This window comes from Mucilaginibacter sp. Bleaf8 (assembly GCF_018390515.1).
Taxonomy (GTDB): domain Bacteria; phylum Bacteroidota; class Bacteroidia; order Sphingobacteriales; family Sphingobacteriaceae; genus Mucilaginibacter.
In genome coordinates, this window is sequence record NZ_JAHBBK010000001.1 from 1,369,860 (window position 1) to 1,384,222 (window position 14,363).

The 14,363-nt window shown below is 46.7% G+C and carries 11 protein-coding genes; 1 reads left to right on the forward strand and 10 read right to left on the reverse strand.

Annotated elements, in window-relative coordinates; genetic code table 11:
* The 5 genes from KHS38_RS05895 to rhaT all read right to left on the reverse strand — a co-directional run bounded on the left by KHS38_RS05895 (position 1) and on the right by rhaT (position 6,760).
* Positions 1 to 735, reverse strand: a complete 735-nt coding sequence (locus KHS38_RS05895; protein ID WP_213488197.1) for a (Fe-S)-binding protein — start codon at positions 733 to 735, stop codon at positions 1 to 3.
* Between the two features lie 20 nt (positions 736 to 755).
* Positions 756 to 2,144 carry an FGGY-family carbohydrate kinase gene (locus KHS38_RS05900; RefSeq protein ID WP_213487573.1) on the reverse strand — a complete coding sequence of 463 codons (1,389 nt, stop codon included), beginning with the start codon at positions 2,142 to 2,144 and terminating at the stop codon, positions 756 to 758.
* Position 2,145: 1 nt separating this feature from the next.
* Complete coding sequence (locus tag KHS38_RS05905) at positions 2,146 to 3,420, reverse strand: sugar isomerase (protein WP_213487574.1); 1,275 nt, start codon at positions 3,418 to 3,420, stop codon at positions 2,146 to 2,148.
* 107 nt (positions 3,421 to 3,527) lie between these two features.
* Positions 3,528 to 5,648, reverse strand: coding sequence for a bifunctional aldolase/short-chain dehydrogenase (locus KHS38_RS05910; protein ID WP_213487575.1), 2,121 nt, complete (start codon positions 5,646 to 5,648; stop codon positions 3,528 to 3,530).
* A 29-nt stretch (positions 5,649 to 5,677) separates the two neighbouring features.
* The gene (gene rhaT, locus KHS38_RS05915) at positions 5,678 to 6,760 is read right to left on the reverse strand and encodes an L-rhamnose/proton symporter RhaT (protein WP_213487576.1); all 1,083 of its coding nucleotides are present in this window, start codon (positions 6,758 to 6,760) and stop codon (positions 5,678 to 5,680) included.
* 169 nt (positions 6,761 to 6,929) lie between these two features.
* On the opposite strand from rhaT, the gene KHS38_RS05920 reads away from it, so the two are divergent.
* Complete coding sequence (locus tag KHS38_RS05920; RefSeq protein WP_213487577.1) at positions 6,930 to 7,961, forward strand: GntR family transcriptional regulator; 1,032 nt, start codon at positions 6,930 to 6,932, stop codon at positions 7,959 to 7,961.
* A gap of 39 nt (positions 7,962 to 8,000) precedes the next feature.
* On the opposite strand, the gene KHS38_RS05925 is transcribed toward KHS38_RS05920, so the two are convergent.
* From KHS38_RS05925 to gnd, 5 genes are read right to left on the reverse strand one after another with little or no spacing between them, the layout of a single operon-like run.
* Positions 8,001 to 8,960: an ROK family protein gene (locus KHS38_RS05925; RefSeq protein ID WP_213487578.1), complete on the reverse strand. Its 960-nt coding sequence runs from the start codon at positions 8,958 to 8,960 to the stop codon at positions 8,001 to 8,003.
* Positions 8,961 to 8,991: 31 nt separating this feature from the next.
* On the reverse strand, positions 8,992 to 10,638 hold the full coding sequence (pgi, locus tag KHS38_RS05930) for a glucose-6-phosphate isomerase (RefSeq protein WP_213487579.1): 1,647 nt from the start codon (positions 10,636 to 10,638) through the stop codon (positions 8,992 to 8,994).
* A gap of 10 nt (positions 10,639 to 10,648) precedes the next feature.
* Complete coding sequence (pgl, locus tag KHS38_RS05935) at positions 10,649 to 11,383, reverse strand: 6-phosphogluconolactonase (RefSeq protein WP_213487580.1); 735 nt, start codon at positions 11,381 to 11,383, stop codon at positions 10,649 to 10,651.
* A gap of 13 nt (positions 11,384 to 11,396) precedes the next feature.
* On the reverse strand, positions 11,397 to 12,908 hold the full coding sequence (gene zwf / locus KHS38_RS05940) for a glucose-6-phosphate dehydrogenase (RefSeq protein WP_213487581.1): 1,512 nt from the start codon (positions 12,906 to 12,908) through the stop codon (positions 11,397 to 11,399).
* Positions 12,909 to 12,944: 36 nt separating this feature from the next.
* Positions 12,945 to 14,354, reverse strand: coding sequence for an NADP-dependent phosphogluconate dehydrogenase (gene gnd, locus KHS38_RS05945; protein ID WP_213487582.1), 1,410 nt, complete (start codon positions 14,352 to 14,354; stop codon positions 12,945 to 12,947).
* Between the last annotated feature and the right edge of the window lie 9 nt (positions 14,355 to 14,363).

The window sequence follows — 14,363 nt, forward strand, 5'->3', positions numbered from 1 at the left end:
TCACTCCGCGTTTAAAATCTCTGCAATATGTAACACCTTCACTTTACTGCCTTGCCGCTTCAAAATTCCCTCCATATGCATCAGGCATGACATATCCACGCCCGTAATGTATTCGGCACCGTGATGCAAGTGATCGGCCACCCGGTCTTTACCCATTTTGGCCGATACGGCCTCCTCTGTTACGCAGAATGTACCGCCAAAACCACAGCACTCGTCCTTACGATCTAGTTCAATCAGGTCTATATCTTTCACCATTTTCAAAAGCGAACCGGGCTTGGAAAAGGCAGGGGCAACCAGCTCCGTCATGGAGCTTAGGTGCAGCCCGCGCTGACCATGACAGCTTTGGTGCATACCTACCCGGTACGGAAAGCGCGAAGGCAAATGCTCCACTTTGAGCACATCGGTTAAAAATGAAGTTAGTTCGTATGTTTTCTGGCTGATGTTGTTTGCCAACTGCGTCTGCTTGTCATCGTGCAAGTGCTCGCGAATGTGCAGCACGCAGCTACCTGATGGCGCTACGATATAGTCGAAGTTTGCAAAGTTGTCGATAAACAAACGGTTACAGCCCCCGGTAAGGTGCTCAAACCCCGAGTTGGCCATGGGCTGGCCGCAACAGGTCTGATTTTTGGGATATACCGCCTCCACGCCCAACTTTTCGAGCAGTTGCAAGGTGGCAATAGCAGCCCCGGGGTAAAACTGATCTACATAACATGGTATAAATAACCCTACTCGCATCTTTCCGTCTTTTGTTAATATTAAGTGGTTATCGTATGACTGGCCGAGTAAAACTTCAGCTCCAGCAAATCGTGCGGCATCGGTGCGGGGTTCCATGCATGATGTATAGCTAATGCAGCACCCACTGCTGTTGCCTGGGCCATTGAGGCAGCATACACCTCCATAGCCGGAAAAGCCGCTGCCAGTAAATGCATGTACACGGAGTTTTTGCTAAATCCTCCATCAACAAAAAGACGTTTAACCATACCGTTTTTCAACACATAGCCTGTTGCTATACGTTGCTGATCAACAATATCCATCATCAGGCGATGATAGGCTTCCGTATCGCTGGCAAACGAACTCAGATCGCGCTGCCCAAAAACCGATGCCTTTAAACTATTGGTGCCGCTTATAGACAGTCCGCCATCTTTAAGCAGTAAATGATTTACCAGATCAGCATCATACCTGATATTACGGTAATGGGCCGTATTCTGGTTAAAGTGCTCGGCAATGCGTTTTAGCTGCTGCTCATACTCGTAGCCGGCAAACAGGCGCGATGCCTTTACCGGCTGGCCTTTGTATTGAATGTAGTTCAGGCAATCATTCTTTAAATCTTCATCACTCAACGGTGAATGATCAAAAGGATTTAAACTGATAGTCCACGTACCGGTTGAAAGTAATACAAACGGCTCAGTAAAACTTACCAAATAAGGTATCAACGCTGCCGAACTATCATGCAAGCCTATACCTACCTGGTAGCTATTACCCGGAAAAGAAACCGGTAAAACCGTTTCGGCACTTAATACGGGAGCCAGCTTATCAATAACATTTTCCCGTAGTACCCATTCATGGTATTGCTGCTTTTCAAAATCCCATAAACCGGTATGGCAGCCAATACTGGTCAGGTCACTACAGGCATGCCCGGTAAGCATATAGCTCAAATACTGCGGCAAGTGCAAAGCATACTTTACCCGGTTATACACCTCGGGCTGTTCATACCTTAAACGGTACAGTTGCATACCTGAATTTAAGCTCCCCAATACCGGCGATGCCGTTTGCCGTGCAACCAGGCTCTCGCCGCCGTAATCGGCATAAAACTGTTTGAATAAGGCATCCGGGTAGGCTTTCAGGTAATTGTACAGTGGCGTTAACGGCATACCTTCATCATCCACATACACCAAGCTGGCTCCGTAAGAGGAGAAGTTCACGGCCCTGACCTCAAACTCCTGCCGCTGGAATATGCTGCGCAAGGAATCAAATACCGAAAGCCGCAGGCTGTCTATATTCTCGCAAGGGTCGCCGTCCTCATCAGCCATTTCGTTAAAACGGGCCGACTTTTCATAAACAATCTGGTAGTCCTCGTTGAACAGGAAGAGCTTTTTGTTGGTTTTGCCTACATCAAATACTGCTATTACGGGAGTTGCAGCCATACTATAGTCCGGTAGCTACGGTTTTTAATCCGCGTTCTTTAATCAGGTTGTTACGTACTTCATACTGGCGATAAGCCGCTATAGGCTTCAAAGCACCGCCGGTACGCAGGCGAGCCTCTGCCACCAGCGGGCGCACATCAGTGCGGTAAGCTTGTTGCAGAATCTCTTGCGCCTGGGCAACATCATTGCTTTGCTGAGCAGCCACCAGTGCCTCACGATCAACCAGCAGTGACTGTGCGTAAGCTATCTTGATAGCTTCTACCGATTGCAGTAAATCCTCAACCGGATCCTTCACGTTGTGTGATGCATCAATCATCCACCCTAAATCGCGTGCATGGTTCATGCCACGGGCATCCATACCTTCAACCAACTCATTAAATATCAAAAACAGTTGATAAGGGTTAATACTGCCTACGGTCAGGTCATCATCACCATACTTAGAGTCGTTAAAATGAAACCCGGCCAGCTTGCCTTCCATCAGCAGCAGGGACACAATCTGCTCAATATTGGTATTGGGCAAATGGTGACCTAAATCGACCAACGTTGATGCTTTAGGGCCCAGTTTGTTGGCCAGCAGCAACGACTGTCCCCAATCGCCAATGGTGGTTGAATAAAAATTAGGTTCATATGGTTTATACTCTACCCACACCTTCCAGTCATCAGGCAGTGCTGCATAGATTTCCTGCAGGCTTTCTAACGTATTTTGGAATGCATTACGGAAGTTTAACTGTCCCGGAAAATTAGACCCGTCAGACAACCATACCGACAAAGCGTTGGAACCCAACTCGGCACCATACTTTATAACCTGAATGTTGTGCTCAACGGCTTGCTTGCGCACAGCTTTATCCACATGATGCAAAGAGCCGAACTTATAGCTATGCTCCTGCCCCGGCTGATCCTGAAAAGTATTAGAGTTAACGGCATCAAAACGCAAGCCCAATTGTGCTGCAAGCGCTTTGATAGCGGATGCGTTTTCGGGAATATCCCATGGAATATGAAGAGAAATCGAATCACTGGATTTGTTGAGGGCATGAATAACACCCACGTCTTCTATCTTCTCCTCCAAACTACGGGGCTCGCCACCGCCCGAAAAGCGGCCGAAGCGGGTGCCACCCGTACCCAAAGCCCAGCTGGGTATGGTAATATTAAAAGCAGCAAGCTTTTGCATTACCTCATCCAGGTTTTGCACATCGGCAGCCACATATTCAAACTGGCGCTGATGTTTATCTATAAATTGATGATTGTTCTCATCAATGTGATGTTGTTCTACTCTCATTATTTATAATCTGGTCCCCTTAAAGCCTCCCAGGCGGGAAGTACTTCAAGGGGAATTGGTTCAATTGTTTAAAGTCTTCCCCTACCGGGGGAGATCAGACGAAGCTTTTAGCGCACGAATCCGGCAGCCACACCGCCATCTACGTTGATTACGTTACCGGTAGATTTATTGAGCAAACCGCCTGTGATAGCAAAACAAGCATTAGCAATATCATCCGGTAAAATAATTTCGTTTAGCAAGGTACGTTTTGCGTAGTAAGCCGGCAACTCTTCAACCGTAACACCATAAGCTTTAGCGCGGCCTTCGGCCCAACCACCGGCCCAGATATTACTATCGCTTATTACCGCATCGGGGTTTACTACATTTACGCGAATTTTATCGCCGCCCAGCTCGGCCGCATTCAGGCGGCTCAGGTGCAGTTGCGCCGCTTTGGCACTGCCGTAGCCCGCGTTATTTGGGCCGCTCACCAGCGCGTTCTTGCTTACAATATTGATCACATCGCCGCCTATATCCTGCTTGCGCATTACCGTAACAGCGGCTTGGGTTACCAGGAACTGGCCTTTCACCAACACATCATACAGCAAATCCCAATCTTTCTCGGTATGGTCCTGAATGGTTTTGGAGATGGATAAACCTGCATTATTCACGATAATATCGACACCGCCAAATGCTAATGCAGCAATATCCATAGCATCCTGAATTTGATCAGCTTTGGTTACATCGAGGATGGCGGTGGTATAGGAGTCTTTACCGAACAGGCCCTTGAATTCCTCGCCTGCACCTTGCAGGCGCTCGGCATTCATGTCATTTAGCACCACTACAGCACCCTCTTGCACCAGCTTTTTGGCGATGGCTTTACCTATACCGCCGGCACTGCCCGTAACTAAGGCAATACGGCCCGACAAAGCTTTGGGCTTAGGCATACGCTGCAGCTTGGCCTCTTCCAGCAACCAGTACTCAATATCAAACGCTTCCTGACGTGGTAGCGAAGTATATTCCGAAATGGCTTCGGCGCCCTTCATTACGTTAATGGCATTGATATAGAACTCGGCTGCAACGCGGGCGGTCTGCTTATCTTTCGAGAAGGTAAACATACCTACGCCCGGATACAAAATCACAACCGGATTAGCATCGCGTACGGCCGGACTGTTATCATGCTTGCAGGTATTGTAATACTCGGTATACATTTGGCGGTACTGCGCAAAGGCAGGAGCCAGTTTCTCTTTTAAAGCCGATACATCGGTTAAATCAGCATCGGGCGCTATATCCAAAACCAGCGGACTAATCTTGGTGCGCAAAAAGTGGTCGGGGCAACTGGTACCCATCGGCGCTAACCTGTCCAGATCATTGGAATTGATGAACTCCAGCACGCGGGTGTCATCCGTAAAATGACCAATCATTTTAACCTGACTTGAGCAAAAGCCACGCAGAACAGGCGCTAAAGCGGCGGCCTGCTTTTTACGTGCGGCATCATCCAAACTTTCAATTTTAGCACCGCTAAATACCGGGCCTTTCTGACCATAACTTTGCTCTAAATATTCTGCACACTTCTCAATTACTTCGAGCGTGTTGATATAACTTTCATAAGCGGTATCGCCCCAGGTAAATAAGCCGTGCGAGCCCAGCATAATACCACGGATGCCCGGATTACTATCTAAACACTCACGCAGTTTTAAACCTAAATCAAATCCGGGGCGTTGCCATTCAACCCAACCGATGGTACCGCCAAACAGCTCCTGGGTAATTTTTTGACCATCCTTAGCTGCTGCAATAGCAATAGCCGCATCAGGATGGAGGTGATCTATGTGTTTGAATGGCAAAAAGCCGTGCAAAGGCGTATCAATAGACGGCGCTTTGGAGTTTAAATCAAAAATGCTGTGATTAAAAAGTTCCACCATCTCGTCCTCATGTTCAACACCTCGGTAAACGTTTTTCAGGCTGCGTAACCGATCAACATATAGAGCAGCCAGACCGCTTTTTTTCAAGGTACCAATATCGCCACCCGATCCTTTGATCCACATTACCTCCACCTGGTTGCCGGTAAGCGGATCTTTGTCCATCACCTTGCAAGAGGTATTACCGCCGCCGTAGTTGGTTAAGCGCAAATCGGCACCTAATAAGTTGGAGCGATAAATGAGTAAAGCGACCTCGTCGCCGGCCAGATCAGCAGCTTTGGCTTCGTCCCATAAATAGCTTACGTGCTTGAATTCAGTTGTGTTAGCAGACATTCTATCTTGATTGTTAATTTTTTAAAATCTTATGGTTTAATGGAGTTGCCGTATCCTACAATCAGCACCGAGAGCACAATGGTGAGGATACCAGCAACCACAGTTGTTAATGCTTTACGGCTTACACCTTTCCATTCTTTTAGCACCAGCCCCCATATATTGGCAATGAGGATAATGAAGGCCATGTGCAAAATCCACGAACTGGGGCCGTTGCCTAAGCGGCTTTCGCCCATACCGTAAAAGAAGAATTGCAGAAACCAGGTGGTGCCGGCCAGGGCCGAAAACAGGTAGTTTTTTAATAGCGGCGTACGCTTATCGGTATAGTTGCCAAAGGTTTTGTTACGGGCGTTTAAAAACATGCACCATATAAAATTGGTGGTTAAGCCGCCCCAAAGGACCACTACGTACGTTACGTTATTTTGAAAAAGGAATTCGCCCCGACTTGGATGCGCCGCTTTCCAGATGGCATTAGCCTCATTGGCCATATCCTTACCTGCATCAATGCCAAAGGCAAAACAGGCGCTGAGTATACCTGACACAATAGCGACCACTATGCCCAGGCCAAATTTATATTCGGTGTTGTTAACCCCTACAGTACCCAATTTGGCCAGTTCCCGCTCTTTTATTACACCGGCACGGCCGCAAATAATAATACCTATTACGCATACAACTATCCCCAACAGCACCATTTGCCCCCAGTGGTTGTGCAGCAACACGGTTAATGAATCTTTACCAGCCTGCGGGTTAAAATCATAATAGATGGACGGTATCAGTGAACCGAATACCGAGCATAAACCTAAAATAATGGAACTCCCTAAAGCCACCCCCAGGTACCTTACACCCAGCCCATAAGTTAACCCGCCAATCCCCCACAATAACCCAAAAAAATAAGTAAGTGCCAGAATGCTACCATTGGTATGACGAATAATTTCGGCAAAGCCCGGAATGGTTAGCCAGGCTGCCAGCGGTGGCACAATAAGCCACGAAAATATGCCACCCACTATCCAGAAGCTTTCCCAGGCCCAACCTTTTACTTTTTTGTAGGGTATGTAGAAACTACCGGACGCAAAGCCGCCAATAAAATGAAATATAACGCCAAGAACTGCTTCCATTAATTTGGGTTAGATAAATGATAACTGGTATAAGACGAAAGTATAAAAGCAGGTTTACAAACCTATCATGCACTGTCATGGTTAAATGCCGGGCGGCAAATTTGATTTCATGTATACGGAGGTTTATTTTTACCTTGCAGCTACACCAGTTATAAGCCTATACATTCTCATGCCTGTACCTTTTTTAGAGTATATTTTTATTGATTACCATTCCTCTACCCCTAAGTACCTGCAACTGGCCAACGCCATTATTGAGGCGGTACGTAACAACAAGCTCAGCAAAAACGATACGCTGCCCTCTATCAATGAGCTGAACTACAATTTCGAGCTTTCGCGGGATACGGCAGAGAAAGCCTACAAGCACTTAAAGGCCACGGGTATTTTGGGCTCTGTACCGGGCAAGGGGTATTACATCAAAAACACAGAGTCGGTACCTAAATACAAGGTATTTCTGCTGTTTAATAAGCTTAGCGCCCACAAAAAAATCATTTATGATGCACTGGTTACTGGATTGAATGACCAGGCGGCTATTGACTTCTATATCTACAACAATGACTTTTCCCTGTTCAAAAAGTTTTTAGAGAATGCCGATGAAGATTATACACATTATGTGATTATCGGGCACTTTATTGAAGGGGGTGAGAAGGCTGCTGAGATCATTAATAAACTTCCGAAAGAAAAATTGATTTTGCTGGATAATCTGATAGGCGGTATTGAAGGCGAATATGCCGCCGTTTATGAAGATTTTGAAAAGGATATTTCTGGCGCGTTGGAAGAAGCCTTGCCGCAGTTGAGCAAATACAACACTATTAAACTGGCTTTCCCAAAAGGCAGTTACTTTCCGCAGGATATTGTACAGGGCTTTTTGACCTTTTGCACCCAATATGCGTTTAATTACAGTATCGTAAACAAACTGCAGACAGAGGCTATAAATAGCGGTGAGGTATTTATTACCTTACGTGAAGACGATGTAGTAACACTGGTGGAACGTATATTATCAGAAACCAACCTGCAGGTTGGCCAGGATGTAGGCGTAATATCTTACAATGAAACGCCGCTGAAAAAGATTATACTGAACGGCCTTACCACCATATCGAGCGACTTTCAAAAAATGGGTGAGGTAACAGCACGCTGCATTTTGAATAACCAGCGTGTGCACGAAGCTATTCCTTTTCATCTTAAATTAAGATCATCATTATAAAATAAAAGCCCGTTCCTGACAGCAAGAACGGGCTTTTATTTAAACCAGTGAACTGGCGCCTAATATAGCGGCATCAGCTTCTTTAAGCTGGCTTAGCATAATTGGCACCTGATCTTTAAAAGATTGCAACAGGTTCTTCTCCATGTGCTCTTTAGCCGGTTTCAGCAACAGATCGCCAGCCTTGGTAACACCGCCAAACAGAATGATAGCCTCCGGCGATGAGAACATGACAAAGTTGGCCAATGCCTCGCCCAAAATCTGCCCGGTATATTGGTAAATCTCGTTGGCCAGTTCATCACCTTTTACAGCACATTCGTTTACCGTTTTAGCTTCTATCTTATCTTCAGCAACATCGCGCAGCAGGCTGGGCCTATCCGGGTTTTGTGCTAAAAACTCTTTAGCCGTAATTACAATCCCAGTAGCAGAACAATAGCTTTCTAAAGTACCATGCAAACCGGTTGACCAGTGCTTACGCCCACCCGGCCGGATGATGGTATGCCCCAACTCTCCTGCTATACCGTTATGTCCGTATAAAATTTCGCCATCTACCACAATACCACTTCCTACACCGGTGCCTAAAGTAATCTGTATAAAATCCTTCATGCCTTTTGCGGCACCATACTTAAGCTCGCCGCCGGCTGCGGCATTGGCATCATTAGTAAGTGAGCAGGGCAGGTTAAATTTCTGCGAAATCATATCCCGAACGGGTACCACGCCTTTCCAGTGCAGGTTGGGCGCATGCTCAATGCAGCCGTTATAAAAGTTACCGTTGGGCGCACCAACACCAATGCCTTTAATGGTATAGTCTGCCTGATACTTATCAATGATCGGCTTCAAATTTGTGTACAGGGCCTCGGTAAAAGCATCAATAGTGGGGTACTCTCCTGTCTTCAGAACGCCTTCTTCCAGTATTTTGGCTTCGTGGTTAACAAGACCAAACTTGGTATTGGTGCCGCCAATGTCAATACCTATAGCCAGCTGTGTATTCGTAACTGTCATGTTATAAAGAAGTAATGTGCAGCCCGGCTCATTAGCGGAGCTGCTTGTATAAATTAATCAGGCCGTTGGTCGAAGCATCGTGACTGGTTACCTCATCCTCGTTTTGCAATTCGGGTAAAATAGTGCTGGCTAATTGCTTACCCAATTCTACGCCCCATTGGTCAAAACTGAATATATTCCAGATTACACCCTGCACAAATATTTTATGTTCATACAAAGCTATTAAAGTACCTAAGGTAGATGGTGTGATCTTTTTAACCAATATAGAGTTGGTTGGCCGGTTGCCGCTAAACACTTTAAACGGTGTAAGCGATGCAATCTCCTCTGTTGATTTGCCTTGTTTAGTCAGTTCGGCTTCTACCGCCCCTCTGCTTTTACCATTCATTAATGCTTCGGTTTGGGCAAAAAAGTTAGCCAGCAGTTTAGGATGATGATCGCGTACAGGGTTATGGCTTTGTGCCGGGGCAATAAAATCACACGGAATAAGCAACGTTCCCTGGTGTATCAACTGGTAAAAGGCATGTTGACCATTGGTGCCCGGTTCGCCCCATATAATAGGACCGGTATGGTAGGTAACCGGGTTGCCCGATCTGTCGACACTTTTACCGTTACTTTCCATATTGCCTTGCTGAAAATAGGCCGAGAAGCGGTGAAGATATTGATCGTATGGTAAAATGGCTTCGGTTTGTGCACCCATAAAGTTTATATACCACAGGCTGATCAAACCCATCAGGAGCGGAATATTCTCATCGAAGCCCGCGGTTTGAAAGTGCTCATCTGCCTCGAAAGCGCCTTTTAGCAGCTCCTCGAAGTTATCATAACCGATAGTTAGTGCAATAGACAAACCAATAGCACTCCACAATGAATAACGGCCGCCAACCCAATCCCAAAATTCGAACATATTGGCTTTATCAATACCAAACTTTACCACTTCCTTCTCGTTGGTTGAAAGGGCCACAAAGTGCTTGGCAATCTGCTGCTCATCCTTTGCTGTGTCAAGGAACCAATCGCGTGCGGTTTGCGCATTGGTCATGGTTTCTTGCGTGGTAAATGTTTTGGAGGCGATCAGGAACAGGGTAGTTTCCGGATCAACCAGCTTCAGGGTTTCAGTAATGTGCGTAGCATCCACATTGGATACAAAGTAAGGGTGTATGCCCTTCCAGTAAGGTTTTAATGCCTCGGTTACCATCAGCGGACCCAAATCGCTGCCGCCAATACCAATATTTACAATGTATTGAATGGGCTTGCCAGTATAGCCTTTCCACTCGCCGCTGTGCACTTTTTCGCAAAACGCCTTCATCTGGTTTTGTACGCTTTGAACATCAGGCATTACGTCCTTACCTTCAGCATAAACCGGTTTGCCCGAAAAATTGCGCAGTGCGGTATGCAATACCGAACGGTTCTCGGTGCGGTTGATGAGCTCGCCGCTAAACATGGCTTTGATAGCATCATTCAAACCGCATTCTGTAGCCAGCTCCTTTAAAACTGATAAAACTTCATCAGTCACTAGGTTTTTAGAGAAGTCTATATGAACGTCGTTTAAGTGAAACGTATACTTACTGAAACGCTCAGGATCATCTTTCAACAACTGGCTGATGGTCGTTTGCCCGGCCTTGGCTGCTAAGTCTTTTAATTTTGCCCAGGCTTGGGTACCCGTTGGATTGATAGCTGGTATCATTACTATAAACTTATGAGTTGGTTTGCGATTGGGTTAGTTTACTTGCCGCATCACTGTCAACCAGCCAAACGATATCGCCGCTTGACGGATTAAGTAGCTGTGACGGATATTTTTCGGGGTTGCGTTCACCTTCCAATACCTCATGCAGGGCATTAGCCTTACCTGTACCAAACAGCATCAGTGCAATTTTTTTGGCACGGTTAATCAAAGGTGCTGTAAGCGTAATACGGTGCATGCTTTGAGGGGCTAAGTAGTAGGCATCTACCCACTTGGTTTGCTCATGTAACACGGCCGTACCCGGAAATAATGATGCCGTATGCCCATCATCACCCATCCCCAGTAGTATCAAATCAAATTCGCCATTCGGAACTTGTTTGCGCACTACATCTTCATAGTAAGCGGCAAATTCCTCCGGTTGCTTTTGATAATCATACATCGGAAAAATGTTCTCGTGGGGGATAGGAACATGATTGAGCAAGGTATCAAAAGCCATCTTGGCATTACTGCGGTCGTCCGTCATGGGCACCCAGCGTTCATCCCCCCAAAAAATATAGGTTTTTTCCCAATCTACCATATCCCGGTATTGGGCCTGCGCTAATAATTTATGCAATTGCACAGGCGATGAACCGCCGGTTAAAGCGACGGTAAACGTGCCTTTTTCGCCAATAGCTTGAGCAGCGGATTGTACAAACAAATCCGCTGCTGCAGTGCTTAGCTCAGCACTGTTGTCAAATATCTGTATCATAATCTATAACGGATTAATGATCGTGTAAATGTGTGTTTAATGCCCAAACATGGCCCTGGCGTGCAATTAGCGCCTCGGCATTTTCAGGGCCCCATGAACCGGCCGGATAATTAGGGAAATCAAGAGAGTTGCGTGATTCCCATGCCTCCAGAATTGAGGTAATCACATCCCATGCTTCCTCTACCTGATCCGAACGCATAAACAGCGTAGCATCACCCTGCATAGCGTCCAGCAACAAGGTTTCGTATGCTTCCGGCGTTTGGGTTGAGCAGGTATCGTAATTAAATACCATCTCGGCAGGGTTCAATTCCATTTCCAGCCCCGTCTTTTTGCTGATAAAGCGCAGGCGGATGTCCATCTGCGGCTGAATGTTGATAGTTAAACGGTTAGGCATCAGGTTATCGGCCTGCGTTCCGGTAAAGGTAGAGTGCGGAACCGGCTTAAACTGTATGGTGATAGACGACATTTTTTCCTGCATGCGTTTGCCGGTACGCAGGTAAAACGGCACGTCCTGCCAGCGCCAGTTATCCAGGTAAAATTTCACCGCTGCAAAGGTTTCGGTGTTGGAGTGCGGATCCACGCCTTCTTCTTCGCGGTAACCGGGTACATGTTTGCCCTGCAGCCAGCCGCTGGCATATTGCCCTCTAACAGCTGATTGATGAACCTCTTCAGGTCTTAAACGGCGTATAGCACGGAGCACATCCACTTTGCGGTTACGAATTTCCTCTGCCTCAAATGATACCGGTGGCTCCATAGCCACCATGCACATAATTTGCAGCAAGTGGTTCTGAATCATATCGCGCAAAGCGCCCGACGTTTCGTAATAGCCGCCACGCTCCTCAACGCCCACCTGCTCGGCAACGGTAATTTGTACCGAGTCGATATAGTTGCGGTTCCAGATAGGTTCAAACAATGCGTTGGCAAAGCGGAAGGCCAGAATATTTTGCACCGTTTCTTTGCCCAAATAGTGATCAATACGGTAAATCTGCTCCTCGTGAAATGTTTCGGTTAGAAACTGGTTCAGCTCAATTGCAGTTTGCTTGTTATGACCAAAAGGCTTTTCGATAATAATGCGATCCTTTTTAGGATGTGATGCCAGCTTGGCTTCGCTAATATTCAGCGTAGCTGTTTTGATAAACTGCGGCGCTACCGATAAGTAAAACAACCGGTTGGCTTTTGCCTTCCATTCAGACTCGTGCTGATCCATCAGCTCGCCCAGTTTTTTGAACGATTCGGGGTTGTTGATGTCCGACTGGAAATAGAAAACAGATGGACTGAACTTGGCCCACTGGTCAGCATCAGGCTTGCCGCTTCTTGAAAACTCGCCTAAAGCCTCGTGCAGGCGCTCGCGGAAGTCATCATCGTGCAGCGGGGTACGCCCTAAGCCAATGATGGCAAAGTTTTCTGGCAGCCAGCCTGCCAGAAATAGGTTAAATAGTGCCGGAATTAATTTCCGTTTAGCCAGATCGCCTGTACCACCAAAAATTACAATGATGGTAGGCTCTGCATTTTTACCGGTTTTCATGATATGAAATAAGGGTTAAAAGGTACAACTTGGTAATTAGTCCCAGCGGGTATGGAATACACCTTCGCGGTCGGTACGCTCATACTGGTGTGCACCAAAATAATCGCGCTGTGCCTGTACCAGGTTAGTTGGCAGGGTAGCACTGCGGTAAGCGTCAAAATAACCTAATGAAGCCATTAAGGCCGGTACCGGGATACCTTTATCTACTGCCAGTTTAATGAACTTGCGGATATTTTCCTGCTTGCTGCTTACTAAGCCGGCAATCTGCTCATCCAGTAAAATGTTTGGCAGTTCGGTATTACGGCTGAAAGCCTGACGGAAATCTTCCAGACAAGCGGCACGGATGATACAGCCACCGCGCCATATTTTGGCTACCTGCTCCAGGTTTAAGCCGTAGTTGTATTCTTTAGATGCCAGTTGTAATTGCGCCAAACCTTGTGCATAGGTAGTAATCATGGCAAAGTATAAAGCATCCTTGGCTACTTCAATCACCGCTTCTTCATCGGCAGTGGTTTGCTCGCCACCGGCTGTACTGTACAACTTGGAAGCCTTTACACGCTCTTGTTTATATTTAGATAAATCGCGCATGGTTACGGCAGCATCAATTACCGGAACAGGTGCCTGCAAATCCATAGCGTTTTGCGAGGTCCATTTACCGGTACCTTTGGCACGGGCCTGGTCAGATATAACATTTACCAGGCGGTCGCCGGTTAGGTCATCAACTTTGTTCAGCACTTCGCCGGTAATTTCAACCAGGAAAGATTGCAATTCGGTTTGGTTCCACTGCGCAAAGGTTTGCTGCAATTTATCATCGCTTAAACCGGCACCGCGTTTCAACAGGTCATAAACTTCAGATATCATTTGCATGATACCATACTCAATACCGTTGTGTACCATCTTCACATAGTTACCGGCCGAACCGCGGCCTAAGTAAGTTACACAAGGCTCGCCGTTCACCTTGGCTGCAATGGCTTCAAAGATGGGGCGCAATCTTTCATAAGCCTGCTCGTCGCCACCCGGCATCATGCTCGGTCCGAAACGGGCACCTTTTTCGCCGCCCGAAATACCCATACCGAAGAAGTGAATCTCCTTAGCCGCCAGTTCGGCAACACGGCGGTCGGTATCCGGAAAGTAAGTATTACCACCGTCAATCACGATATCGCCTTTTTCTAAAAATGGCAACAAGCTATTAATGGCCGAATCAACCGGTTTACCGGCAGGCACAAGCAGCATGATTGCTCTTGGCGTTTTGATGGCTTTTACAAATTCTTCGGCCGATGTAGTTCCTTTTACGGATTGACCTTCTTTTGCTTCTTTTTCCAAAGCACCGGCTTTTTCTGCGTCCAGGTCCATACCGGCAGCAGCAAAACCATGATCGGCTATATTAAGCAGCAAGTTACGGCCCATTACACCAAGGCCAACTATGCCAAAATCATATTGATTCATAAATGTGAT

Coding starts and splice junctions, on each gene's coding strand:
- pgi (WP_213487579.1), bottom strand. CDS start 10,638: ATGATACCAGCTATCAATCCAACGGGTACCCAAGCCTGGGCAAAATTA.
- rhaT (WP_213487576.1), bottom strand. CDS start 6,760: ATGGAAGCAGTTCTTGGCGTTATATTTCATTTTATTGGCGGCTTTGCG.
- KHS38_RS05925 (WP_213487578.1), bottom strand. CDS start 8,960: ATGACAGTTACGAATACACAGCTGGCTATAGGTATTGACATTGGCGGC.
- KHS38_RS05905 (WP_213487574.1), bottom strand. CDS start 3,420: ATGAGAGTAGAACAACATCACATTGATGAGAACAATCATCAATTTATA.
- pgl (WP_213487580.1), bottom strand. CDS start 11,383: ATGATACAGATATTTGACAACAGTGCTGAGCTAAGCACTGCAGCAGCG.
- KHS38_RS05895 (WP_213488197.1), bottom strand. CDS start 735: ATGCGAGTAGGGTTATTTATACCATGTTATGTAGATCAGTTTTACCCC.
- KHS38_RS05910 (WP_213487575.1), bottom strand. CDS start 5,648: ATGTCTGCTAACACAACTGAATTCAAGCACGTAAGCTATTTATGGGAC.
- KHS38_RS05900 (WP_213487573.1), bottom strand. CDS start 2,144: ATGGCTGCAACTCCCGTAATAGCAGTATTTGATGTAGGCAAAACCAAC.
- gnd (WP_213487582.1), bottom strand. CDS start 14,354: ATGAATCAATATGATTTTGGCATAGTTGGCCTTGGTGTAATGGGCCGT.
- KHS38_RS05920 (WP_213487577.1), top strand. CDS start 6,930: ATGCCTGTACCTTTTTTAGAGTATATTTTTATTGATTACCATTCCTCT.
- zwf (WP_213487581.1), bottom strand. CDS start 12,908: ATGAAAACCGGTAAAAATGCAGAGCCTACCATCATTGTAATTTTTGGT.